Origin of the sequence: Allobosea sp. Root670, assembly GCF_001429415.1 — a bacterium.
GTDB classification, from domain to species: domain Bacteria; phylum Pseudomonadota; class Alphaproteobacteria; order Rhizobiales; family Beijerinckiaceae; genus Allobosea; species Allobosea robiniae.
The window spans coordinates 368,931-390,591 of record NZ_LMJU01000015.1 but is presented as its reverse complement, the minus strand read 5'-3'; the positions used below and the strand labels follow the sequence as shown (position 1 = coordinate 390,591).

Annotated in this window: 19 protein-coding genes; 11 read left to right on the top strand and 8 right to left on the bottom strand. The window is 67.1% G+C overall.

Annotation, left to right across the window (positions count from 1 at the left end):
• Positions 1 to 21: 21 nt before the first annotated feature.
• Complete coding sequence (locus ASE61_RS14265) at positions 22 to 936, top strand: tetratricopeptide repeat protein (RefSeq protein WP_061967924.1); 915 nt, start codon at positions 22 to 24, stop codon at positions 934 to 936.
• Positions 937 to 1,060: 124 nt separating this feature from the next.
• Here the strand turns inward: ASE61_RS14265 and xth are convergent, their stop codons facing one another.
• Together xth and ASE61_RS14255 are read right to left on the bottom strand one after the other, a co-directional pair.
• Positions 1,061 to 1,840 (bottom strand): exodeoxyribonuclease III, encoded by a 780-nt coding sequence (xth, locus tag ASE61_RS14260; protein ID WP_061967922.1) that lies wholly within the window; start codon positions 1,838 to 1,840, stop codon positions 1,061 to 1,063.
• A gap of 136 nt (positions 1,841 to 1,976) precedes the next feature.
• Positions 1,977 to 2,438 (bottom strand): BA14K family protein, encoded by a 462-nt coding sequence (locus ASE61_RS14255; RefSeq protein ID WP_061967920.1) that lies wholly within the window; start codon positions 2,436 to 2,438, stop codon positions 1,977 to 1,979.
• A 288-nt stretch (positions 2,439 to 2,726) separates the two neighbouring features.
• Between ASE61_RS14255 and ASE61_RS14250 the strand changes: the two genes are divergently transcribed.
• Positions 2,727 to 3,254, top strand: coding sequence for a TIGR00645 family protein (locus ASE61_RS14250; RefSeq protein ID WP_244492838.1), 528 nt, complete (start codon positions 2,727 to 2,729; stop codon positions 3,252 to 3,254).
• A 75-nt stretch (positions 3,255 to 3,329) separates the two neighbouring features.
• Here ASE61_RS14250 and trpE read toward each other — a convergent pair whose 3' ends face one another.
• Together trpE and ASE61_RS14240 are read right to left on the bottom strand one after the other, a co-directional pair.
• Positions 3,330 to 4,844: an anthranilate synthase component I gene (gene trpE / locus ASE61_RS14245; protein ID WP_061967917.1), complete on the bottom strand. Its 1,515-nt coding sequence runs from the start codon at positions 4,842 to 4,844 to the stop codon at positions 3,330 to 3,332.
• A 2-nt stretch (positions 4,845 to 4,846) separates the two neighbouring features.
• Complete coding sequence (locus tag ASE61_RS14240) at positions 4,847 to 6,760, bottom strand: peptidylprolyl isomerase (RefSeq protein ID WP_061967915.1); 1,914 nt, start codon at positions 6,758 to 6,760, stop codon at positions 4,847 to 4,849.
• Between the two features lie 177 nt (positions 6,761 to 6,937).
• Here ASE61_RS14240 and tpiA point away from each other — a divergent pair, with 177 nt between their 5' ends.
• From tpiA to ASE61_RS14225, 3 genes are all read left to right on the top strand, one after another.
• The gene (tpiA, locus tag ASE61_RS14235) at positions 6,938 to 7,702 is read left to right on the top strand and encodes a triose-phosphate isomerase (RefSeq protein WP_061968323.1); all 765 of its coding nucleotides are present in this window, start codon (positions 6,938 to 6,940) and stop codon (positions 7,700 to 7,702) included.
• Between the two features lie 141 nt (positions 7,703 to 7,843).
• On the top strand, positions 7,844 to 8,257 hold the full coding sequence (secG, locus tag ASE61_RS14230) for a preprotein translocase subunit SecG (protein WP_061967913.1): 414 nt from the start codon (positions 7,844 to 7,846) through the stop codon (positions 8,255 to 8,257).
• Positions 8,258 to 8,419: 162 nt separating this feature from the next.
• The gene (locus ASE61_RS14225) at positions 8,420 to 10,048 is read left to right on the top strand and encodes a CTP synthase (RefSeq protein WP_061967911.1); all 1,629 of its coding nucleotides are present in this window, start codon (positions 8,420 to 8,422) and stop codon (positions 10,046 to 10,048) included.
• Between the two features lies 1 nt (position 10,049).
• Here ASE61_RS14225 and ASE61_RS14220 read toward each other — a convergent pair whose 3' ends face one another.
• Entirely contained in the window at positions 10,050 to 10,436 is a 387-nt protein-coding gene (locus tag ASE61_RS14220; RefSeq protein WP_061968321.1) for a GFA family protein, read from the bottom strand.
• A 66-nt stretch (positions 10,437 to 10,502) separates the two neighbouring features.
• On the opposite strand from ASE61_RS14220, the gene ASE61_RS14215 reads away from it, so the two are divergent.
• The 4 genes from ASE61_RS14215 to ASE61_RS14200 all read left to right on the top strand — a co-directional run bounded on the left by ASE61_RS14215 (position 10,503) and on the right by ASE61_RS14200 (position 13,694).
• The gene (locus tag ASE61_RS14215) at positions 10,503 to 10,943 is read left to right on the top strand and encodes a DUF350 domain-containing protein (protein ID WP_156407099.1); all 441 of its coding nucleotides are present in this window, start codon (positions 10,503 to 10,505) and stop codon (positions 10,941 to 10,943) included.
• 7 nt (positions 10,944 to 10,950) lie between these two features.
• Positions 10,951 to 11,571 (top strand): DUF1190 domain-containing protein, encoded by a 621-nt coding sequence (locus tag ASE61_RS14210; protein ID WP_061967907.1) that lies wholly within the window; start codon positions 10,951 to 10,953, stop codon positions 11,569 to 11,571.
• A 1-nt stretch (position 11,572) separates the two neighbouring features.
• Positions 11,573 to 12,742: a glutathionylspermidine synthase family protein gene (locus ASE61_RS14205; RefSeq protein ID WP_061967906.1), complete on the top strand. Its 1,170-nt coding sequence runs from the start codon at positions 11,573 to 11,575 to the stop codon at positions 12,740 to 12,742.
• A 70-nt stretch (positions 12,743 to 12,812) separates the two neighbouring features.
• Positions 12,813 to 13,694, top strand: a complete 882-nt coding sequence (locus ASE61_RS14200) for a VOC family protein (RefSeq protein WP_061967904.1) — start codon at positions 12,813 to 12,815, stop codon at positions 13,692 to 13,694.
• Positions 13,695 to 13,750: 56 nt separating this feature from the next.
• Here the strand turns inward: ASE61_RS14200 and mdoH are convergent, their stop codons facing one another.
• Positions 13,751 to 15,934 carry a glucans biosynthesis glucosyltransferase MdoH gene (gene mdoH, locus ASE61_RS14195; RefSeq protein WP_082617431.1) on the bottom strand — a complete coding sequence of 728 codons (2,184 nt, stop codon included), beginning with the start codon at positions 15,932 to 15,934 and terminating at the stop codon, positions 13,751 to 13,753.
• Positions 15,922 to 17,481 carry a glucan biosynthesis protein gene (locus ASE61_RS14190; protein WP_082617430.1) on the bottom strand — a complete coding sequence of 520 codons (1,560 nt, stop codon included), beginning with the start codon at positions 17,479 to 17,481 and terminating at the stop codon, positions 15,922 to 15,924. The genes mdoH and ASE61_RS14190 overlap by 13 nt, the downstream gene beginning before the upstream one ends.
• Positions 17,482 to 17,789: 308 nt before the next feature.
• On the opposite strand from ASE61_RS14190, the gene glmU reads away from it, so the two are divergent.
• Together glmU and glmS are read left to right on the top strand one after the other, a co-directional pair.
• Positions 17,790 to 19,157: a bifunctional UDP-N-acetylglucosamine diphosphorylase/glucosamine-1-phosphate N-acetyltransferase GlmU gene (glmU, locus tag ASE61_RS14185; protein WP_142115868.1), complete on the top strand. Its 1,368-nt coding sequence runs from the start codon at positions 17,790 to 17,792 to the stop codon at positions 19,155 to 19,157.
• A 120-nt stretch (positions 19,158 to 19,277) separates the two neighbouring features.
• Complete coding sequence (gene glmS, locus ASE61_RS14180; RefSeq protein ID WP_061967900.1) at positions 19,278 to 21,104, top strand: glutamine--fructose-6-phosphate transaminase (isomerizing); 1,827 nt, start codon at positions 19,278 to 19,280, stop codon at positions 21,102 to 21,104.
• 7 nt (positions 21,105 to 21,111) lie between these two features.
• On the opposite strand, the gene ASE61_RS14175 is transcribed toward glmS, so the two are convergent.
• Complete coding sequence (locus ASE61_RS14175; RefSeq protein ID WP_082617429.1) at positions 21,112 to 21,498, bottom strand: YbaN family protein; 387 nt, start codon at positions 21,496 to 21,498, stop codon at positions 21,112 to 21,114.
• Positions 21,499 to 21,661: the final 163 nt, after the last annotated feature.

Genomic DNA, 21,661 nt, shown 5'->3' with positions numbered 1-21,661 from the left:
ACCATAGCATGCCTGTTCCTGTTGCTGGGTGGCCATCAGGCCGCCCTGGCGCAGGATTTCTCAGGCGCCAAGCCGCTGCCGCCGCGCGCCATTCCGGGCGGGGCGCTGCCGGAGCCTGACGATTCCGTGCCCGGCGGCTCGGACGCTGCGGCCATCGCTCCCGGCCCCAATACGCCGACCGCCCATACCGCGCTGCCGCTCGTGCCCTTCACCAGCGCACGCGACGCACTCAAGGCCTGGATGCGCGATTCCACGGCCGGCAACAAGGTCGGTGCCGTCCGCGCGCTCGAATACGCGGCCTCGCAGGGCCATCTCACGGCGCAGTACAAGCTCGGCCGGATGTATGCCGGCGGCGAGGGCGTCCCGGCCAATGATCTCAAGGCTTTCGAGTATTTCTCGAAGATTGCGGACGAGAATGCCGATGCGATGCCCGGTACGGCCGACGCCCGGCTCGTCGGCAGCGCCTTCGTCGCGCTCGGCAATTACTTCTCGGACGGCATTAAGGGCAGCTATGTGAAGCCCAATCCCGACCGTGCCTTCGACATGTTCCATTACGCCGCCTCCTATTTCGGCGACCCGGATGGCCAGTACAATCTCGCCCGCCTCTACATGACCGGGCAGGGCGCCAGCCGCGATCGTCGTCAGGCCGCCCGCTGGATGAAGCTCGCGGCCGAGAAGGGCCACGCGCCCGCCCGTGCCGCCTTCGGCGAAATGCTGCTGCGCGGCGGCGAGGGCGTGCCCCGCCAGCCGGTTCTCGGGCTGATGTGGCTCGCCATGGCCCGCGAGGGCGCCGATCCGACCCGCGAGGCCTGGATCATCGAGCGGCACGACGTGGCTTTCGCGGCCGCCTCGGCGAGTGACCGCTCGGCGGCTCTGGCCCTGATCGAGCGCCAGCATCTGGTCAATTCGCGCAACGGCAACGCCGTCCAGAACTGAGCAGAAATACTGTCATTCTCGGGCGAAGCGAAGCGCAGACCCGAGAAGCTCTTGCACGATGAGGCGCCTCTCCGTCCTGAGATGCTTAGGACTCAAGCCCGGGCATGACGTCCGGTTGCTGCCCTCAGTGCAATTCGATCATCACCGGGACATGGTCCGAGGGCTTGTCCCAGCCCCGGACATGCTTGGCGATCCTGACGCCCGACAGCCTGTCCGCCGCCTGGGCTGAGAGCAGCAGATGGTCGATGCGGATACCATTGTTCCGCTGCCAGGCGCCGGCCTGGTAATCCCAGAACGTATAGAGTCCGGGCGCATCGGTCGTGCTGCGCAGGGCTTCGGTCAAACCGAGATTGATGAGCCCGCGGAAGGCGGCACGCGTCGGTGGCAGGAACAACGCATCGCTCACCCAGGCAGCGGGATCGCGGGCGTCGCGCGGCTCGGGGATGACGTTGTAGTCGCCCGCCAGCACCAGCGGCTCCTCATGCTCCAGCAGCATGCGGGCATGGGCGGTCAGCCTCTGCATCCAGCCGAGCTTGTAGGGATATTTCTCGGTGTTGGGCGGGTTGCCGTTCGGCAGGTAGATCGAGGCGACGCGGACCACGCCATCGCCGAGCGGCAGAGCGCCCTCGAGATAGCGCGCCTGCTCGTCGCCATCGTCGCCCGGCAGGCCGCGCCGGACATCCTCCAGCCGCGAGCGGCTGAGGATCGCGACGCCATTGAAGGTCTTCTGCCCGTGGGTCTCGACTTGCCAGCCGGCGGCCTCGATCTCGGCGCGCGGGAAATCGGCGTCCACGCATTTGATCTCCTGCAGGCAGAGCGCATCGGGCTCAGCCTCCTTCAGGAAGTCGAGGAGATGGCCGAGGCGCTGCCTGACCGAATTGACGTTCCAGGTGGCGATCCGCACGAGACGCTCCGATTCAAGACGAGCCGCAGGATAAGCGGCACGGTCGCCGTCATGGCAAGCCGGTTTCGACCGCAAACAAAAAACTCCCCGCATCGCTGCGGGGAGTTCTTGTCTGCGATCACGCTGTCGCCTGCTGTCAGGGGCAGGCGCGAACGACGCCGCGCGCGGCGATATAGGTCCCGGTCTCCGGGTTGTAGCTCTTGAAGCGGCGCGAGCAGTAGGCGACCGCGTCCGTATCCTCGATGCTGTAGCCATAGGCGCGCGGTACGGGTGGGGCATAGACCACCGGCGGCGCGACATAGACCGGCTCCGGCTCGTAATAGACCGGCGGGGGCGGGGCTGCCAGCGCACCGGCAGCGAGCGCGCCCCCGATGATGCCGGCCGCGATACCGGCGCCCACGGCCGGGCCGCGGCGATAGCCACCGTAATAGCGCGGGCCGTAGCCGTAGCGGCGCCATTGCACGGTCTGGACGAGATCGCTGCCGGCCTGCGCCGTGGCGACGGCGGACGTAGCGGGAGCGAGAGGCGCGGCCGATGCAGGAAGGGCGAGTAAGGTGCCACCGGCAAGGGCGGCAGCGACGGCGAGCGTCCTGATCATGACGAAACTCCTCTGCGATACCAGGCGAGCGGAACTCCGCATGTTCCCCCGTTTGGATTCGAATGTAGCGGTCCGGTGACCGCAAGGGAAGCTAGCAGTCAATCCGGGCATAAATGGGCCGTCCCGATCCCGTCGTTTTTGCCCCAAAAAGCAACGCGGGGCTGCTTGCGCGGGCCGAATTTCCTCGCCATCTAGCGTTGCACTGCACACGGACATCTGCCCGAAGGATCGGAACCCACAATGGCGCAACCGCGCGACCCATCCGCCCAGTCTACCGCGCTTGGCCCCATGAAGCCGCTGCCAGCGCTGATCTTCAGCTCACGCTGGCTGCAATTGCCGCTCTATATCGGCCTCATCGTGGCGCAATGCGTCTACGTCTTCCTGTTCCTCAAGGAGCTCTGGCATCTCGTCACCCATGCCTTCGACTTCAGCGAGCAGCAGATCATGCTGGTCGTGCTCGGGCTGATCGACGTGGTGATGATCTCGAACCTGCTGATCATGGTGATCGTCGGAGGCTACGAGACCTTCGTCTCGCGGCTGCGGCTCGAGGGCCATCCCGACCAGCCGGAATGGCTGAGCCACGTCAATGCGAGCATCCTCAAGATCAAGCTCGCCATGGCGATCATCGGCATCTCGTCGATCCACCTGCTCAGGACCTTCATCGAGGCCGGCAATATCGGCATCGCCGGCAAGACCGCGAACTATACCGAGTCCGGCGTCCTGCTGCAGACGCTGATCCATGTCGTCTTCATCCTGTCGGCCATCGGCATCGCCTGGGTCGACCGGATGACGTCGACGCCTGGCAAGGGTCACTGAACGAGCAGCCCTGAAACGTAAAACGCCCCGCCGGACCGGCGGGGCGTTTTACTTTTGGGATGATGGCGCCGAAGCTTACTGGCCGCGCCCGGTGCGGGCGGCGAAGCGGATCGCCTCCTCGGCGGCGCGGAACAGGGCCTTGGCCTTGTTGATGCATTCTTCCTGCTCGGAGGCCGGGTTCGAATCGTAGACGATGCCGGCGCCGGCCTGGACATGCATGCGCCCGTCCTTGACCACCGCCGTGCGCAGCACGATGCAGGTATCCATCTCGCCATTGGCGCCGAAATAGCCGATGCAGCCGGCATAGGCGCCGCGCGCGTCGCGCTCCAGCTCGTCGATGATCTCCATCGCCCGGACCTTCGGCGCGCCCGACACCGTACCGGCCGGGAAGCCGGCGATCAGGGCGCCCAACGAATCGTGCTTCGGGTCGATCTTGCCCTCGACGTTCGAGACGATGTGCATGACCTGGCTGTAGCGCTCGATGAAGAACGAATCGGTGACCTTCACCGTGCCGATCTGCGCGACGCGGCCGACATCGTTGCGTCCGAGATCGAGCAGCATCAGGTGCTCGGCGCGCTCCTTGGGGTCGGCCAGCAACTCCTCGGCCAGGGCATCGTCTTCGGCCTGAGTTGCACCGCGCCGCCGCGTGCCGGCGATCGGCCGGATCGTGACCGTGTCGTCGCGCAGCCGCACCAGGATCTCCGGGCTCGAGCAGACGATCTGGAAGTCGCAGAAATCGAGATAGCAGAGGAACGGCGCCGGATTGACCCGCCGGAGCGCCCGGTAGAGCGCGAAGGGCGGCAGGGCGAAAGGCGCCTCGAAGCGCTGCGACAGCACGACCTGGAAGATGTCGCCGGCGCGGATGTACTCCTTCGCCTTGTCGACCATCTCCAGATATTCGGCCTCGCTGGTGTTCGAGGTGGTCGCCGGGACCGGCAGGTTGGCGATGTCGATCTCCGCTTCGGCGGGGAGGGCACCTTCCAGCGCCTTCACCACGGCCTCCAGCCGCTCCTGCGCCCGCTCATAGGCGTGGCGGGCACTGAGCCCCGGCATGTGCCGGACCGGGGTCACGACATGGATCTCGTCGCGCACCGCATCGAACACCACCATCAGCGTCGGCCGCGTCAGGATCGCATCGGGCACGCCGGTGCCGGTCTCCTTCGGCTCCGGCAGGCGTTCCATCAATCGGACCATGTCGTAGCCGAGATAGCCGAACACGCCCGACGCCATCGGCGGCAGGCCCTCGGCCTCCGGGATGGCGCTCTCTTCCAGAAGCGCGCGCAGGCTCTCGAAGGCCGGGCGCGGATCGTCCAGGAAGGTCTCGCCCAGAGCCGTGCGGCAGAGCGAGGCCTGCCCGTGATGGCAGCGCCAGATCAGGTCGGGTTCGAGCCCGATCATCGAGTAGCGGCCGCGCACGGCGCCGCCCTCGACCGATTCGAGCAGGAAGGCCGGGCCCGCCGTGGCGTGGCGCAGCTTCAGGAAGGCGGCGACCGGCGTCTCGCAATCGCCGACCAGCACCTGCCGCAGAAGCTGCGGTGCGCCGGTCTCGTAGGTCTGCGCGAAGCGCTCGAACTCCTGGAGAGGCTGCATCGTCAATTCTGCGTCCCACCGGTCGCGTTGCGGAACGCCGCATCATTGATGCTGACGCCGAGCTCGGCCTGCCGCTTCGCGACATATTGCAGCAGGATGTCCTCGCTGACGCTGGACGACAGCAGCCGCTCGAAATTCCCGGCCTCCTGCGTCGTGCGGACATAAGGCGCGACGGTCGCCGAATCGACCTTGAACAGGATGCGCCCGCCATCGGTGCCGGCGGCGGAATTGCTCTTGCCGGCGGTCGTGCCGAAGACCTGGGCGACGACCGTGCCCGGCAGTTCCGGGCGCTGGTCCTGCCGGCCGAGATCGGCAGCAGTCTCGATGGTCAGCCCGGCCGAGGCCGCGACCGCGTCGAAGCTCTCGCCCTTGTCGAGGCGCTCGACGAGTTCGCGCGCCTTGGCCGAGAGCTTCGTCGCCGTCTCGTCGGCGCGCCACTGCGTCTCGACCTCGGCCTTGACCTCGTCGAAGCTGCGCTCACGCGCCGGATCGATCTTGGTGACGTCGAACCAGACATAGCCGGTGTCGCGGGGCAGGCGAATCGCCTCGTTGTCGACGCCGACATCCGAGCGGAAGATCGCCTGCAGCGTGGGATCGCCGCCCGGCAGCGCCTCTTCGCGCGAGCCGTCGGGCTTGCCGAGGCCGGCATTCATCGGCCCAGCAGTGCGCAGCTTGAGATTGAGCTCCGTGGCGATCTCGGCAAGCGGCTTGGCGGAGGCGCGCTGGTCCTCGATCTTGTCATGCAGATCGGTCACTTGGGCAGCGGCGCGGGTCGTCGCCAGCTCCTGCTTCACCTCGGCCACGACCTCTTCGAACGGGCGCACATGCGCAGCATCGACCTTGGTGACGCGCAGCAGCACCGTGCCGAAAGCGCCCTTGACCGGAGCGCTCACGCCGCCTTGATCGAGCGCGAAGGCGGCCTCGCCTACGGCAGGGTCGATCATCTGCTCGCGGGTGAAGGTGCCCAGCGTCAGGTCGTTGAAGGCGACGTTCCGCTCGGTCGCGATCTCGTCGAAGGTCTCGCCGCCGTCGATCTTGGCCTTGGCAGCCTGCGCCTCCTCGATGTTCGGGAACGGGATCTGCTGGACGGTGCGCGTCTCGACCGAGGCGAAGCGCTGGGCCTTCGTCGCCTCGTAGCGGGCCTTGGCTTCCTCGTCGGTGACCTTGGTCGGGTCGGCCAGCGTCTCGGCAGTGATCGAAAGGATGGCGGCCGTGCGGTATTCCGGCGCGCGGAACGCGATCTTGCGATCGTTGAAGAAGCTCTTGAGCTGGTCCTCGCTCGGTGCCGCGATCTCGCCGGCCGCGCTCGCCGGCATGCGGGCGAAGGTGATGGCGCGCTTCTCGTTGCGCAGGCGATTGCCGACTTCCTGCAGTGCGAGCGGGGCGGAGAAGCCGCCCACGACCATCTCCGAGATCTGCTGGCGCAGGATCGTCGAACGCTGGAGCGCGACATAGCTCTGCTCGGTATAGCCGTTCGTGCGCAGCAACTCGTTGAAGCGCGCCGCGGAGAACTGGCCGGCGGCGTCGCGGAAGGTCTGGTCGTCGAAGATCAGGTTGCGGATGGTGTCGTCGGACACCGCCAGCCGCATGCCCCGAGCCGTCTGGTCGAGCGTCGCTTCGGTGAGCAGGCGCGACAGCACCTGCCGATCGAGGCCGGCCGCACGCGCCATCTCGGGCGAGATCTGCCGGCGCTGCTGGCGGATCAGGTTCTGGATCTCGTTCTGATAGGCCGTGCGCATCTCCTCGAGGCCGATCTCGGTCTTGCCGACCTTGGCGACCTCGTTGCGGCCGTAGCCGCGGAAGATGTCGCCCACGCCCCAGATCGCGAAGGAGATGATGAGGAAGCCGAACATGATCGCGATGACGAGCTTCCCAAATAAGCCCTGACCCGCCTTGCGGATGCCCTGCATCATCATCGAAGCTGTCTTTCCCTGAACCTGTCCGTGGCGCGGGAGCGGGCCCGCGCGCGCAATTCTCGGCGCTGCTTATAGGAACCGATGGCGAAAGCCGCAATCGTCCTGCGGCTTTGCACGCGATTGCGGCGCCGGCCGGGCGTTGCTAGAGCCGAAAGAGCTGATTTCAGGAGGATGGACGTGACGCGCAGCATCAAGCCGCTGGTGGCAGGCAACTGGAAGATGAACGGGCTGAAGGCCGACCTCGCCATCGCGGCCGAGGTGGCCAGGGGCTACGACGCGGCGTTGAAGCCGGCCGTCGACCTCGCGATCTGCCCGCCCGCCAGCCTGCTCTTCGCCGCGACCGCCGCGCTGATCGGCTCGCGCATCGCCACCGGCGGGCAGGATTGCAGCACGCAAGGGGCCGGCGCCTTCACCGGCGAGGTTTCCGCCGCGATGCTGGCCGATGCCGGCGCGAGCTTCTGCATCGTTGGCCACTCCGAGCGCCGCACGCTGCATGGCGAGACCAATGCGACGGTCAAGGCCAAGGCTGAAGCCGCGCAGAAGGCGCTGCTGGTGCCGATCGTCTGCGTCGGCGAGACCAAGGACGAGCGCGAGGCCGGCAAGGCGCTCGCCATCGTGAAGAAGCAATTGCGCGGCTCCGTGCCGGACGGCGCCACTGCCGCGACGCTCGTCGTCGCTTATGAGCCGGTCTGGGCGATCGGCACCGGTCTCACGCCGACCGCGGCCGATGTTGCCGAGATGCATGAAGCGATCCGCATCGAGCTCGGCCGGCTGCTCGGCAAGCAGGCGGCTGCGGGCGTCCGCCTGCTCTATGGCGGCTCGGTCAAGCCCTCGAATGCCGCCGAATTGATGGGTGTCCCGCATGTCGATGGCGCGCTCGTCGGCGGCGCCAGTCTCAAGGCCGAGGAGTTCCTGGCGATCGCCCGGGCCTGTGCCGGTTGAGCATTCCTGTAAATCGGCCGGCGCGCAGGGGTGGCGCTGCCGGCTGGCGCATGTTATGTGCCGCGCCGAATTCGCCTCGATTTTCGAGGAGGAGCGGGTGGCCCTTGGCGGCGGCCCGCGCCATGCCCATTTCGTGAGACCATGCAGAACGTTCTCATCGTCATCCACCTGATCATCGTCGTCGCGCTCGTCGGCGTCGTGCTGCTGCAGCGCTCCGAAGGCGGCGGCCTCGGCATGGGCTCGGGCGGGGGAGGCGGCGTCGGCGGCTTCATGACCGGCCGCGGCCAGGCCAATGCCCTGACCCGCGCGACCGCGATCCTCGCCGGCCTGTTCTTCCTGACCTCGGTCGTTCTGGCCGTGATGGCCACGCGCGGCCGCGTCCAGCGCTCGATCATCGACGGCGCGCCTGCGACCTCCGCTCCGGCCACGCCCGGCGCGCCGGCCGGCCCGAGCGCCCCGAATGCCGGCGGCGTGCTCGACCAGCTCCGCCAGATGCAGAACCAGAATCAGGGCGGCGCACAGCCGCCGACGCCGCCAGCGGCGCCGCAGCAGTAACCAGGGCAGGGCCGGGAAACCGGCCCTTCTCTTTTGTGTGATGCAGAAGGCTCAAGGCCGGGTGACCGGCCTTCTCTTTTTGTGGACAAGCGCGCAGAGCAAGGCGGGACTGCTCTGCTGGCGCTTAGCGAATCGAACCCGTGGCGATAGAGGTGTCCTCCCATGACGCGGTATGTTTTCATCACCGGCGGCGTGGTGTCCTCGCTTGGCAAAGGCCTGGCGGCGGCGGCTCTCGCAGCCCTTCTCCAGGCACGCGGCCACACGGTCCGCCTGCGCAAGCTCGACCCCTACCTCAATGTCGATCCGGGCACGATGAGCCCGTATCAGCATGGTGAGGTCTTCGTCACCGACGACGGCGCCGAGACCGATCTCGACCTCGGCCATTACGAGCGCTTCACCGGCCGGCCCTGCAACCGGGGTGACAACATCACCACCGGCCGCATCTACATGGACATCCTGACCAAGGAGCGCCGCGGCGACTATCTCGGCGCCACGATCCAGGTCGTGCCGCACGTCACCAACGCCATCAAGGAATTCATCCTGACCGGCAACGAGGGCTACGACTTCACGCTGGTCGAGATCGGCGGCACCGTCGGCGACATCGAGAGCCTGCCGTTCCTGGAAGCCATCCGCCAGACCAACCAGCAGCTCCCGCGCGGCCAGTGCATCTTCGTGCACCTGACGCTGCTGCCCTATATCCCGACCGCCGGCGAATTGAAGACCAAGCCGACCCAGCATTCGGTCGCCGAATTGCGCTCGATCGGCATCCAGCCCGACATCCTGCTCTGCCGCACCGACCGCGAGATCCCGCGCGAGGAGCGCCGCAAGCTCGCGCTGTTCTGCAATGTCAGGGAGACCGCGGTCATCGAGGCCCGCGACGTCGCCTCGATCTATGACGTGCCGCTCTCCTACCATGCCGAGGGGCTCGATAACGAAGTCCTCGCCGCCTTCGGCATGGATGCCAAGCCCGAGCCAGACGTCACCAACTGGAAGCGCATTTCCGAGCGCGTGAAGAACCCTGAGGGCGAGGTCACCATCGCCGTCGTCGGCAAATATACCGGCATGAAGGACGCCTATAAGTCCCTCATCGAGGCGCTGACACATGGCGGCATCGCCAACAATGTAAAGGTCAATCTCGACTGGATCGAGTCGGAGGTCTTCGAGAAGGAGGACCCGGCGCCCTTCCTCGAACATGTCCACGGCATCCTCGTGCCCGGCGGCTTCGGCCATCGCGGCGCCGAGGGCAAGATCAAGGCGGCGACCTTCGCGCGCAACCGCAAGGTGCCCTATTTCGGCATCTGCTTCGGCATGCAGATGGCGGTGATCGAGGCGGCGCGTTCGCTAGCCGGCATCACGGATGCCAATTCGACCGAGTTCGGCCCGACCGAGCAGCCCGTCGTCGGCCTGATGACCGAGTGGATGCGCGGCAACGAGCTGGAGCAGCGCGCGGCCAACGGCAATCTCGGCGGCACCATGCGGCTCGGCGCCTATGCCTCGACGCTGGCAGCCGGCTCGAAGATCGCCGAGATCTACGGCTCGACCGAAATCTCCGAGCGCCACCGCCACCGCTACGAAGTCAACATGGGCTATCGCGAGCAGCTCGAGGCGAAGGGCATGCGCTTCGCCGGCTTGTCGCCCGACGGCCTGTTGCCCGAGACGGTCGAGTATCCCGACCATCCCTGGTTCATCGGCGTGCAGTACCATCCCGAGCTGAAATCGCGTCCCTTCGAGCCGCATCCGCTCTTCGCCAGCTTCATCGAGGCGGCGAAGGCCCAGAGCCGCCTGGTCTGATTCAGGACTCTGCGAGCTGCACCGTCGCCCAGGGCAGGCGGTGCTGCTCGAACACCGCCTTGCTCGGCCCAGGAAAATCCGGGTCGGCGAAGGCACCGATCGCGACCGCGACCACCTCGGGCTTGCGCGACGGCTCCCAGAACACCGTGCTGCCGCAGGCCGGGCAGAAATGATGCAGCACGCGATATCCGCTATCGGCCGGGCGCTCGTAATCGCTGAACTGCCCGGTCACGGTGATGTCGCCGCGCGCGAAGAAGGCCGCGACGCCATAGGCGCTGCCGGTCCGCCGTTGGCAGTCGCGACAATGGCAGAGCGAGACGCTCACGGGCTCGCCGGTGCAGGCGATGCGCAATTGCCCGCAACTGCAGCGGGCCTCCCGGGTCGTCATGCGGCGCATCCTCCTTTTAGATGACGGCTTGTGCGGTTTTCACGTTAGCCTGACTATGTGGCATCGTTGACTGAGAGTCTTCGCATCGGCACGGGGGCAGGGCGCATGACGATCTCGATGGCGGGCCTGCCCGCATTCCTCCTCTATTTCGTCGTCGGCGTCGCGCTGATCGCCGCTTTCGCCGCGGTCTACCTCCGCCTGACCGCGCATGACGAAATCGCGCTGATCCGGGCCGGCAACCTCTCGGCCGCGATCGCCTTCGGCGGCAATCTCGTCGGCTTCGCCGTGCCGCTGGAGAAAGCGATCTCCCAGGCCAGCAGCATTCCCGACTGCGTGCTCTGGGCGGTGGCGGCGATGATCATCCAGTTCGCCGCCTACGGCGTTGCGCGGGTCGCGATCCCCGAATTGTCGCGCAAGATCGAGGAGGATCGTCTGCCAGCCGCCGCGATGCTGGCGGTAATCGCGGTGATTTCGGGCACGCTGGCCGCGGCCAGCATGACGGCGTGAGGTGGCCATGAAGCGCTCCTCGCAGATCGGTCTCGCTGCCGTCGGCGTCCTCCTCGTCGCCACCGTCTGGTCGATGACATCAGACGATAAGGAGGAGAACCTCGTCTACAACAGCCTGAGCGATTGCCGGGCTGCCGGGCAGCTCACGGCCCAGCAATGCGAGACCGCCTTTGCCGAGGCGACCGCCGCGCGGCTCAAGGATGCACCGAAATTCCAGAGCCAAAGCGCCTGCGAAACGCAATACGGCGCCAGCGGCTGCAGCTCAGCCAGCATCGGTGGCGCCCAATACTTCATCCCGGCGCTGGCCGGCTTCATGCTGGCGCGCGGCCTCTCCGGTGGACAGGCGCAGGCGCAGCCCCTGATGCCGCCAACCGCCGCCACTTGCCCGCCGGGCTCGACGCTGCCGGAATGCCAGCAGGCGCGCTCTTCGTCCTCGGGCTCGTCCGGTGGCAGCGGCTACTATGGCGGCAGCAGCCGCTCGCGCGCCTATTCGACCACATCCGGCCGCAGCATCACGGCGGCCTTCTCATCCGGTTCCCGCGGCGGCAGCGCCTCGACCACCAGCACCTCCTCGCGCGGCGGCTTCGGCTCGATCGCGCGCTCCTTCTCCTCGCATTCCTCGTCCTGAGATGCGTCGCGTCGCGCTCTCCCCGCGCCCGGACTGGACCGAGCAGGTCGAGCGGCTCGGCTTCGCCTTCCACACCATCGACGGCGAGACCTACTGGGACGAGAGCGCCGCCTTCGCCTTCACGCTGGAGGAGATCGAGCGCGATATCGAAGGGCCGACGGAAGCGCTCGAGCAGCTCTGCTTCGCCTTCATCGAGAAGGCGCTCGACAGCGAGGAGACGCTGACCAGGCTCGCGATTCCCGCCGAGCACTGGGACTATGTTCGCGAAAGCTGGCGGCGCGGCGAGCGCAACCTCTATGGCCGGCTCGATCTCGCCTATGATGGGCGTGGGCCGGCCAAGCTCCTCGAATACAACGCCGATACCCCAACCGCCCTGTTCGAATCGAGCGTCGTCCAGTGGGACTGGCTGGAGCAGGCGATGGCGCGCGGCGCGATCCCCAAGGGCTCCGACCAGTTCAACTCTTTGCACGAGCGCCTGATCGCGGCCTTCCAGGGATTGCGCGAGCCGTCGCCTTACCGCCTGCATCTCACCTGCGTGCAGGATAGTCCCGAGGACAAGGGCACGGTCGACTATCTCGCCGATTGCGCGGTGCAGGCCGGGCTCGACGCGCGCTTCACCTATATCGAGGAACTCGGGCTGCTCACGGACGGGCGCTTCTGCGACGGCGCCAACCAACCGATCGAGACGATGTTCAAGCTCTATCCGTGGGAATGGATGTTCCGCGAGAGCTACGGCAGCGCGCTCGCCGGTTCACGCTGCCAGTTCATCGAGCCGCCCTGGAAGGCCGTCCTCTCCAACAAGGGCCTGCTCGCCTGCCTCTGGGAGATGGAGCCGGGCCATCCGAACCTCCTGCCGGCCTTCTTCGAGGGCGATCCACGCTGCGCGACGCTTTCCGCCCGGCATGTCCGCAAGCCGCTCTATTCGCGCGAGGGGGCCAATGTCACGCTGCTGGAGCGCGGCCGCGTGCTGGACAGCGACGACGGCCCCTATGGCGCCGAGGGCCATGTCCTGCAGGATGCCGCGACCAACCTGTTCTCTGTCGATGGCAAATACGCCGTGCTCGGCTCCTGGCTCGTCGCCTCGCAGGCTTGCGGCCTGTGCCTGCGCGAGGATGCCTCACCGATCACCAAGAACACCTCGCGCTTCCTGCCGCACTATATCGAGCCCTGAACGCACGACATGACCGCGCCCTGATCTGTGCTAGCCTTGGGTTCCGATACGCCTGTCGACGGAGCCTGCCATGCCTGCAACAGCCTCAACGCCCCGCGGTCTCGACCATCTCGTCATCGGCGTCCGCGATCTCGATGCCGCCTGGCATTTCTACGAGAAGCTCGGCTTCCGCGTCGGCGCCCGCAACCGCCATCCCTGGGGCACCGAGAATCGGATCGTGCAGTTTCCCGGCTCCTTCCTGGAACTGGTGACGATCGCCGACGACGCCGCCATTCCGCCGCATGGCGAACGCCGCTTCTCCTTCGGCGCCTTCGTCCGTGAAGCTCTGACGGGGCAGGGCGAGGGGCTGTCGATGCTGGTGCTGGAGAGCACCGACGCCAAGGCCGATGCGGCCACGTTCAAGGCACAGGGCATCGGCGATTTCGAGCCCTTCTTCTTCGAACGCCGGGCGAGGCGGCCGGATGGCAGCGATGTCCGCGTCGCCTTCGAACTGGCCTTCGCCGCCGATTCGCGCGCGCCGGAATGCGGCTTCTTCGTCTGCCAGCAATTCGAGCCGCAGAATTTCTGGAACCCGGAATTCCAGCATCACCCCAACGGTGCCACCGCGCTCTCGGCCGTCGTGATGCTGGCCGAGGAACCCGCCTTCCACCGCGCCTTCCTCTCGGCCTTCAGCGGCGGCGCCGAAGTGCTGGAGGGCAACGAGGATTACGTGCTCGCCTTGCCGCGTGGACGCATCGACGTGCTCGATCCCGAAGCCGCGCAGGGCGCCTATCTCGTCGAGCCCGATACGACACCGGCGCGCTTCCTCGGCTTCTGCGTCTCGGTGCCCGATCTGGAAGCCGTGGCGGAGCGGCTGACCGAGAACGAGGTCTCGTTCCAGCGCGGCGACGAGCGGCTCTTCGTCTCGGCCGAGGAAGCCTTCGGCTGCATGGTCGCGTTCGAGCAGGGCTGAAGGCCGCCCTCAAGCCGCAAGAAGTCATTCCGGGCTTGCCCGGAGTGACGAAATTTTCAGCCCTTCGCCTCGACCGGCGGCAGCGAGGCCAGCAATCCGATCAGCGCCCGGTCGTGCAGCACCACCATCCGCTCCTTCGGCTTCAGCCAGATCGCGGCGTCGTCGATCGTCTCGGCATCGACGAGCTTGGCCTGGGCCACCGCGCGGTCGGGCTCGATCTCGCCACGCCGGCGCGACTGGCCATAGGGCAGCATCAGTTCATGGGCGTGGCGCAGTTCCGCATCGGCGTGGAGCGCCTTGATGCCGTCGGCGTCGTCGTAACCAGCCTTCTCGAACTCGGCCTGCAATTCGTTGGCGCGCGTCGCGATCGCGGGCGGGGCGCCTTCCTCCGGCGTCATCAGGAGCTTATGGCGCTTAAGCCAGAGGCCGATCGCGAGCTGGCCCGAGGCCCATGACAGCGGGATCGCCAGCACAAGGCCGACGATCGTCGGCGACATCCAGGCGAAGAGCGAGGTCGCGATCATGAAGGCCGAGAGGCCGGTGACGACGCCGAGTACAGTATGGGTCCGGTGTCGGCGGATGATGTCCTTCAGCGGGATCGAGCCGTCGTCGCGCCGCTGCGGGTTCCAGCCGGTGTCGCGGCCGAGCAAGATCTGGAAGACCGAGCCGGACTGGATCAGCATCATGATCGGCGCGAAGAACGCCGAGAACAGAACCTCGATCAGCGCCGAGACGATCAGGCGAATCGCGCCGCCGCCGGCCTGCCTGAGCTTGTTGTTGAACAGGGTCAGCAGCAGGCCGAACAGCTTCGGCGCCAGCAGGATTCCCATGGTGATTGCGAACAGGCGCAAGGCGCGCTCTGGATCGAACCGCGGCCAGACGGGGAAGAGCGTGAATTCCTGCGTGAAATACTCAGGCCGCGCGTAGTTGACCTGCAGCACGATCAGGATGCCGACCACGAGCTGCATCAGCCAGAGCGGCGAGGCGAGATAGCCCATGATGCCGGTGGCGAAGTGCTGGCGCGTCGGCATGACGAAGCCCTTGCCGCCCATGATCCGCGAATGCTGGAGATTGCCCTGGCACCAGCGCCGGTCGCGCACCGAGATGTCGATCAGCGAGGGTGGGCTTTCCTCGTAGGAGCCCGTCAGGTCCGGCAGCATGTAGACCGACCAGCCGGCGCGGCGGATCAGCGCCGCCTCGACGAAATCGTGGCTCAGCACATGCCCGCCGAAGGGCGGCTTGCCCTTCAGGTCCGGCAGGCCACAATGGTCGGCGAAGGCCTTGGTCCGGATGATCGCGTTGTGGCCCCAGTAATTGCCGTCGCGGCCGGACCACATCGCGAGCCCAGTCGCGATCACCGGGCCATAGACCCGCGCCGCGAATTGCTGCAGCCGGGCGAAGAAGGTATTGCGGTTGATGATCAGCGGCAGCGACTGGATGATGCCGGCATCGGGATCGTTCTCCATCGCGGCGGCGAGGCGCACGATGCAGGTGCCGGTCATCAGGCTGTCGGCATCGAGCACGACCATGTGCTCGTAGAGCCCGCCCCAGCGTGTGACGAAATCCGCGATGTTGCCGGCCTTGCGGTGGTGGTTCTTCGGCCGGTGCCGGTAATAGACCCGGGCGTTCGGGCCGAGGCGCTCGCGCAGCGCCAGGAAGGCCCGCTCCTCCGCCACCCAGACATCCGGGTTGGTCGTGTCGGAGACGATGAAATAGTCGAAATGATCGCCCAGGCCCGTGGCCTCGACCGATTCGCGGATCGCCGCCACCGCGGCGAAGATGCGGGCCGAAGACTCGTTGTAGATCGGCATCACCACGACGGTGCGGTGCTTCAGCGTTTCGGCCCGGTCCGCCCGGCCGGCGCCGAACATGACGCCGAAGAAGCCGAGCAGCGCGCTGGTGAAGGCGAGCGCGATCCACGAGAAGTTGATCGTGAACAGCACGAGCAGGGCGTACTGCAGCGAGGTCGTGCGGCTGACCGACACGACATTGTACATTTCCCAGGCGCCGAAGCCGGTGAGCACGAGCCCGCCGCCGAAGACGAAGAGGCGCTTCAGCCACGGCGTCTTCCAGTCGCGCGGCGCCGCCGGGGCACGGCGATCCGAATCCGTCCAGCTCCGGAACGACTGCACCGGCATGACCAGCGGCTCTTCCGGAGGCGTGGCCGGCTCGCGAGCCGCGCTGTAGCCGCGCTGTTCCGTTTCCATGGCGTCGCGGCGGGTTGCCGTTACCAGGTCCATCGATTCAACCAGGTCTCAGAGACGGGCTGGCCGCCCGATTGCAGGACGAGCCGGAGCTCGGAGAGATTGTCGTTGCCGGGATCGACCTCGAAGCCGACGCGCATCAGCTTGCGCTCCGGATAGGGCCAGAGGCGAACGTTGTGCACGGCGCCGGGCTGGGCCGTGATCGTCGCCCGCGTCGAGGCGATCAGCGCCGCATCGGCCAGCTTGTCGCCGGTGAATTCAACGATGAAGCGCCGCCGGCGCCCTTGCGAGCCCTTGCCCTGCCGCGAACGGGTGGCGAGCGCCAGCGGTGGGCGCTCCGGCGGCTGCCAGCACCAGGCCTGGCGATAGCTCAGCGAAGTCTCGCTGCCGGCGGCGAGCGGCTGCTTCGGCCGCCAGTACATGATGATGTTCTTATTCGGCTCGGAATCGCTGGGAATCTCGATGAGCTGCACCGAACCTGCACCCCAGTCGCCGAGCGGCTCCATCCAGACGCTCGGCCGGAGCTCGAAGCGCTGGTCGTCGTCCTGGAAGGCGGCGGGGTCGCGCTCGCGCTGGACCAGGCCGAAGCCCTTGGGATTCTCGTCGACGAAGGAGGAGACCTGCAAGGTCGCGGGGTTGTTGACCGGCCGGTAGATCCACTCGCCGCCACCCGACTGCATCTGGACGCCCGAGACCTCGCCGATCGAGGGGCGGATATCGTCGAAGACGCGCCGGCTCTGCGGGCCGGACAGGAAGGTCGCGCTGGTGCAGCCGAAGCCGACATGGTCGAGCGCCTGGCGCGCGAACAGCGTCATCTCGACATCGACGAAGGTGACGTCGCCCGGCCGCAATGTCATCCGCACCGCGCCGGCGACGCTTTCCGAATCGAGCAGGCCGTGAATCACCAGCGAGCCCACCGCCGGGCTCGGCCGCTCGATCCAGAACGCCCGGAAGAACGGCAGTTCCTCGCCACGCGTCTCGCCGGGGCGCAGGATCAGCGCGCGCGCCATCGCGCCGAAATTCTGGCCGCGGGCGAGGGCGCGGAAGAACGTGCCGCCCTGGAAGACCGCGACCTCGAAGGGGCGTTCCAGCCCGGCGGCGATCCGCATGCCGGAGAACTGCAGGTCGGCATTGCCCGTCGGCGGCGCGACCCGTCCGTAATCGAACTTGCTGCGATCGAAGCCGATGCGGCGCACCGTTCCCTCTTCGATCGTGAACAGGCTCACCGGATTGGAGAAGACATAGCCGCGATGCAGAGGCTCGACGGTGAAGCCGCGATTCTCGCCGGCCCAGACCGTGGCGCCCGGCTGCATCCGGATGCCCGCATACTGATCGGCGGGCAGGGCGGCATAGCCCTCCGGCAGGTCGTTCGCGGCAAGCGGGATCAGTGGGCGCTGGGCCAGGGCCCTGGCGGCGTCGACCACCAGTGCGGGGTCGAAACGCTGCCCGTCCACGAGGGAGGGGATGTTGAAGGAAGCTGCGCCGGTCGGCGCTTGCGCTGCGGCCGGGCCGGCCAGCGAGAGCAGCGCGGCGCCGCCGGCGGCGCCTTCCAGAAACTGCCTACGATTCAACGGTGTCGACATGGGATCCAAACTACGCGGCGACGCCCTCGCCCCTCGCGCTTCTAGAGCATTTCCAGTTCGCCTGAAAAGCCTTTCCGATCGGGAAGATGCACGTCTTTTGGATGGTACGATCCTGCGAATTCAGGCCGGAGCCGGCCCGCGGCGGCGGCCGTCCTCGGATGGTGCCTTTTCGCCGCGATTGAACTTTGGCAAAAGGCGAGCGGATCGGCTATCCACGGCGCCTGCGACGCCGGCATGCGTGAAGTCGATTGTGATGGGCGGGCCGTGGTTCAGACATGCCTGCAGGGGAAACGAGAAACATGACCGAAATGCAGTCGGCCCGATCCTGCCTCGCGATCGTCCTGGCCGCCGGAGAGGGCACCCGCATGAAATCGCGGGGGCCGAAGGTGCTCCATGCCGTGGCCGGCCGGTCGCTGCTCGGTCATGCGCTGGCGGCGGTTTCGAAGGCTGGCGCGGACGCCGTCGCCGTCGTGATTTCCTCGGAACGCCCCGAAGTCGGCGAAGCGGCGCGCAAGCAGCTTCCGCACGCGCAGATCGCCATCCAGCACGAGCGCCGGGGCACCGCCCATGCCGCGCTCGCCGCGAAGGCTGCCATCGCGGCCGGCCATGACGACGTCATCATCGCCTTTGGCGATACGCCGCTCGTGCGTCCCGAGACCTTTGCGGCACTCCGCCGCGGCTTGAGAGAGGGCGCCGCCGTCGTTGCGCTCGGCTTCGTGGCCAAGGACCCGACGGGCTATGGCCGCTTCGTCGAGAAGGACGGCCATCTCGAAGCGATCGTCGAACACAAGGATGCCACCCCGGAGCAGCGCGCCATCACGCTCTGCAATGCCGGGCTGATGGCGCTCTCCGGCGCGCACGCCCTCTCGATCCTGGAAGCGATCGGCAGCCACAACGCCCAGGGCGAGTTCTATCTCACCGATGCGGTCGAGGTGGCGCGCAAGCGCGGGCTCGACGCCGTCGCGCTGCGGGCGCCCGAAAGCGAGGTCCAGGGCATCAACGACCGCACGCAGCTCGCTGCGGTGGAAGCGGAATTCCAGCGGCGCAAACGCCTCGCCGTGATGCTCGGCGGCGCGACGCTGATCGCCCCGGAGACGGTCTTCTTCAGCTATGACACGCAGATCGGCCGCGATGTCGTGATCGAGCCGAACGTCGTCTTCGGGCCGGGCGTGCGCGTCGATGACGGCGCCGTGATCCACGCCTTCTCGCATCTGGAGGGCGCCACGGTCGGTGTCGATGCCAGCGTCGGCCCCTATGGCCGCCTGCGGCCGGGCGCGAAGCTCGCGGAGAAGGCCAAGGTCGGCAATTTCGTCGAGGTGAAGGCGGCCGATATCGGCCCCGGCGCCAAGGTCAATCACCTCACCTATATCGGCGATGCCTCGGTGGGGGCGGCAGCGAATATCGGCGCCGGCACGATCACCTGCAACTATGACGGTTTCAACAAATCGAGGACGACGATCGGTGCCAATGCCTTCGTCGGCTCGAATTCGTCGCTGGTCGCCCCGGTGACGATCGGCGAGGGCGCCTATATCGGCTCCGGCTCGGTCATCACCGAGGACGTCGCGCCCGATGCGCTCGCCATCGGCCGCGGCCGGCAGGTCGCGAAGGAGGGCTGGGCGGTGACCTTCCGCGCCGCTGCTGCGGCCCGGAAAGCCGCCAAGAAGGCAGCCGAATAGCGCGGAATCGCGGCGGATCGGGCCATCCGCCGTTCACAGTTCGTCATGTAGATTGATTGGGCATGCGCGCCGATCGCGGCTATGCGCTTTGCCGACATCAATCGCTGGAGGGGTTCGCCCATGTGCGGCATCGTCGGGATTCTGGGCAAGGAAGCGGTTGCGACGCAAGTCGTCGAGGCGCTGCGGCGGCTTGAATATCGTGGCTACGATTCCGCTGGCGTCGCGACGCTGGAAGGTGGCCGGCTCACCCGCCGCCGCGCCGAGGGCAAGCTCAAGAATCTCGAGACCCGCCTCTCGAACGAGCCGCTCGAAGGCCTGGTCGGCATCGGCCACACCCGCTGGGCGACCCATGGCAAGCCCAACGAGACCAATGCCCATCCTCATGCGACACCGAAGCTCGCAGTGGTCCATAACGGCATTATCGAGAATTTCCGGGACCTGCGCGCCGAGCTCCAGGCCGACGGCTACGTCTTCGAGACGGAGACCGACACCGAGATCGTCGCCCATCTCGTCACTCGTGAGCTCGACCGCGGCAAGAGCCCGGTCGATGCGGTTGCCGCGAGCCTGCCGCGCCTGCACGGCGCCTTCGCGCTCGCCTTCCTGTTCCAGGGCGAGGAAGACCTGCTGATCGGCGCTCGCAAGGGCTCGCCGTTGGCCGTCGGTGTCGGCGAGGGCGAGATGTATCTCGGCTCGGACGCGCTGGCGCTCGCGCCCTTCACCAATCTCATCGCCTATCTCGAAGAGGGCGACTGGGTCGTGCTGCATCGCCGCGGCGCGACCTTCTACGACAAGACCAACAAGCAGGTGGAGCGCCGCGCCCAGCGCGTCGCCGCCGGCGCCTTCCTGGTCGAGAAGGGCAATCACCGCCACTTCATGGCCAAGGAGATCTACGAGCAACCCGAGGTCGTCGGTCATACGCTGACGCAGTATCTCGACATGGTCAACGGCAAGGTGCGCCTGCCGTTCGGCGACCAGATCGACTGGAAGAACCTGTCGCGCCTGACGATCAGCGCCTGCGGCACCTCCTATTATGCCGGCCTTATCGCGAAATACTGGTTCGAGAAACTGGCGCGCCTGCCGGTCGAGATCGATGTCGCGTCGGAGTTCCGCTACCGCGAGGCGCCGCTGCCGGACCAGGGCCTAGCGCTCTTCGTCTCGCAGTCCGGCGAAACCGCCGACACGCTGGCCGGTTTGCGCTACGCCCGTCAGAACGGGCAGGTCATCCTGTCGGTCGTCAACGTGCCGACCTCGACGATCGCGCGCGAGAGCGATGCGGTGGCGCAGACGCTCGCCGGCCCCGAGATCGGCGTCGCCTCGACCAAGGCCTTCGTCTGCCAGCTCGCCGTCTTCGCATCGCTCGCGCTTGCCGCCGCCCGCGCCCGCGGCACGCTCTCGGCGCAGGACGAGGCCAGCCATGTGCAGAACCTGATCTCGCTGCCGGGGCTGATGGCCCGGGCGCTGGAGCTGGAACCCGAGATCGAAAAGCTCGCGCGCGAGCTCTCCAAGGCCAAGGACGTGCTCTATCTCGGCCGCGGCACCAGCTTCCCGCTCGCGCTCGAAGGCGCCCTGAAGCTGAAGGAAATCAGCTACATCCACGCCGAAGGCTATCCGGCAGGCGAACTCAAGCACGGGCCGATCGCTCTGATCGACGAGGACATGCCAGTCATCGTCGTCGCGCCCCATGACGCGCTGTTCGAGAAGACCGCCTCCAACATGCAGGAGGTCGCGGCGCGCGGCGGCCGGATCATCCTCGTCACCGATGCGAAGGGTGCCGCCGAATGCGGCATCGAGCCGGAAGCGACGATCGTCATGCCGGACATGGACCCGACCTTCGCGCCGATCGTCTATGCCCTGCCGATCCAGATGATCGCCTATCAGACGGCGGTTTTCATGGGCAAGGACGTCGACCAGCCCCGCAACCTGGCGAAATCCGTCACGGTGGAGTGACGGCGGCTCAGGCTTCGGGCCGGGTCGAAACGTAGAGGCCCGCGCCGACCAGACACAGCGCCGCCGTCGCAAGAGCGATCGGCGGCGCACTCGTTTGCGTCAATAAGGCGAAACTCAGCGCCATCGAACCGCAGGCCAGGACTTTCGCTCGCCGGGCGATGGCGCCGGTCTTCCGCCAGCGCAGGACATGCGGCCCGAGCCTCGGATGGCCGATCAGCCAGGCCTCGAATCGCGGCGAGGATTGCGAGAAGCACCAGGCCGCCGCGATCAGGAAGATCGTGCCGGGCATCAGCGGCAGGATGAGCCCGACGACGCCGAGCGCCGTGAATACCCAGCCCGCAGCGAAGAGCAGCGGCCGTGACCATCGGCGTCGCGGCTGATCGTCCTCGCTCACGGCCTTACCCTTGCTTGCGCTATCTCTTTGTATTGTCGCATTTTCTTCACGCGAACCGGTACCCACTTCGCTCGAAAATGCTCGGGGGGCTGGCGGATGGCGCCGCCTCGCTTATCGTGTCATATCGCGGCCCATGCGAGCCGCCGCAAGCAGGCGGGAGGTC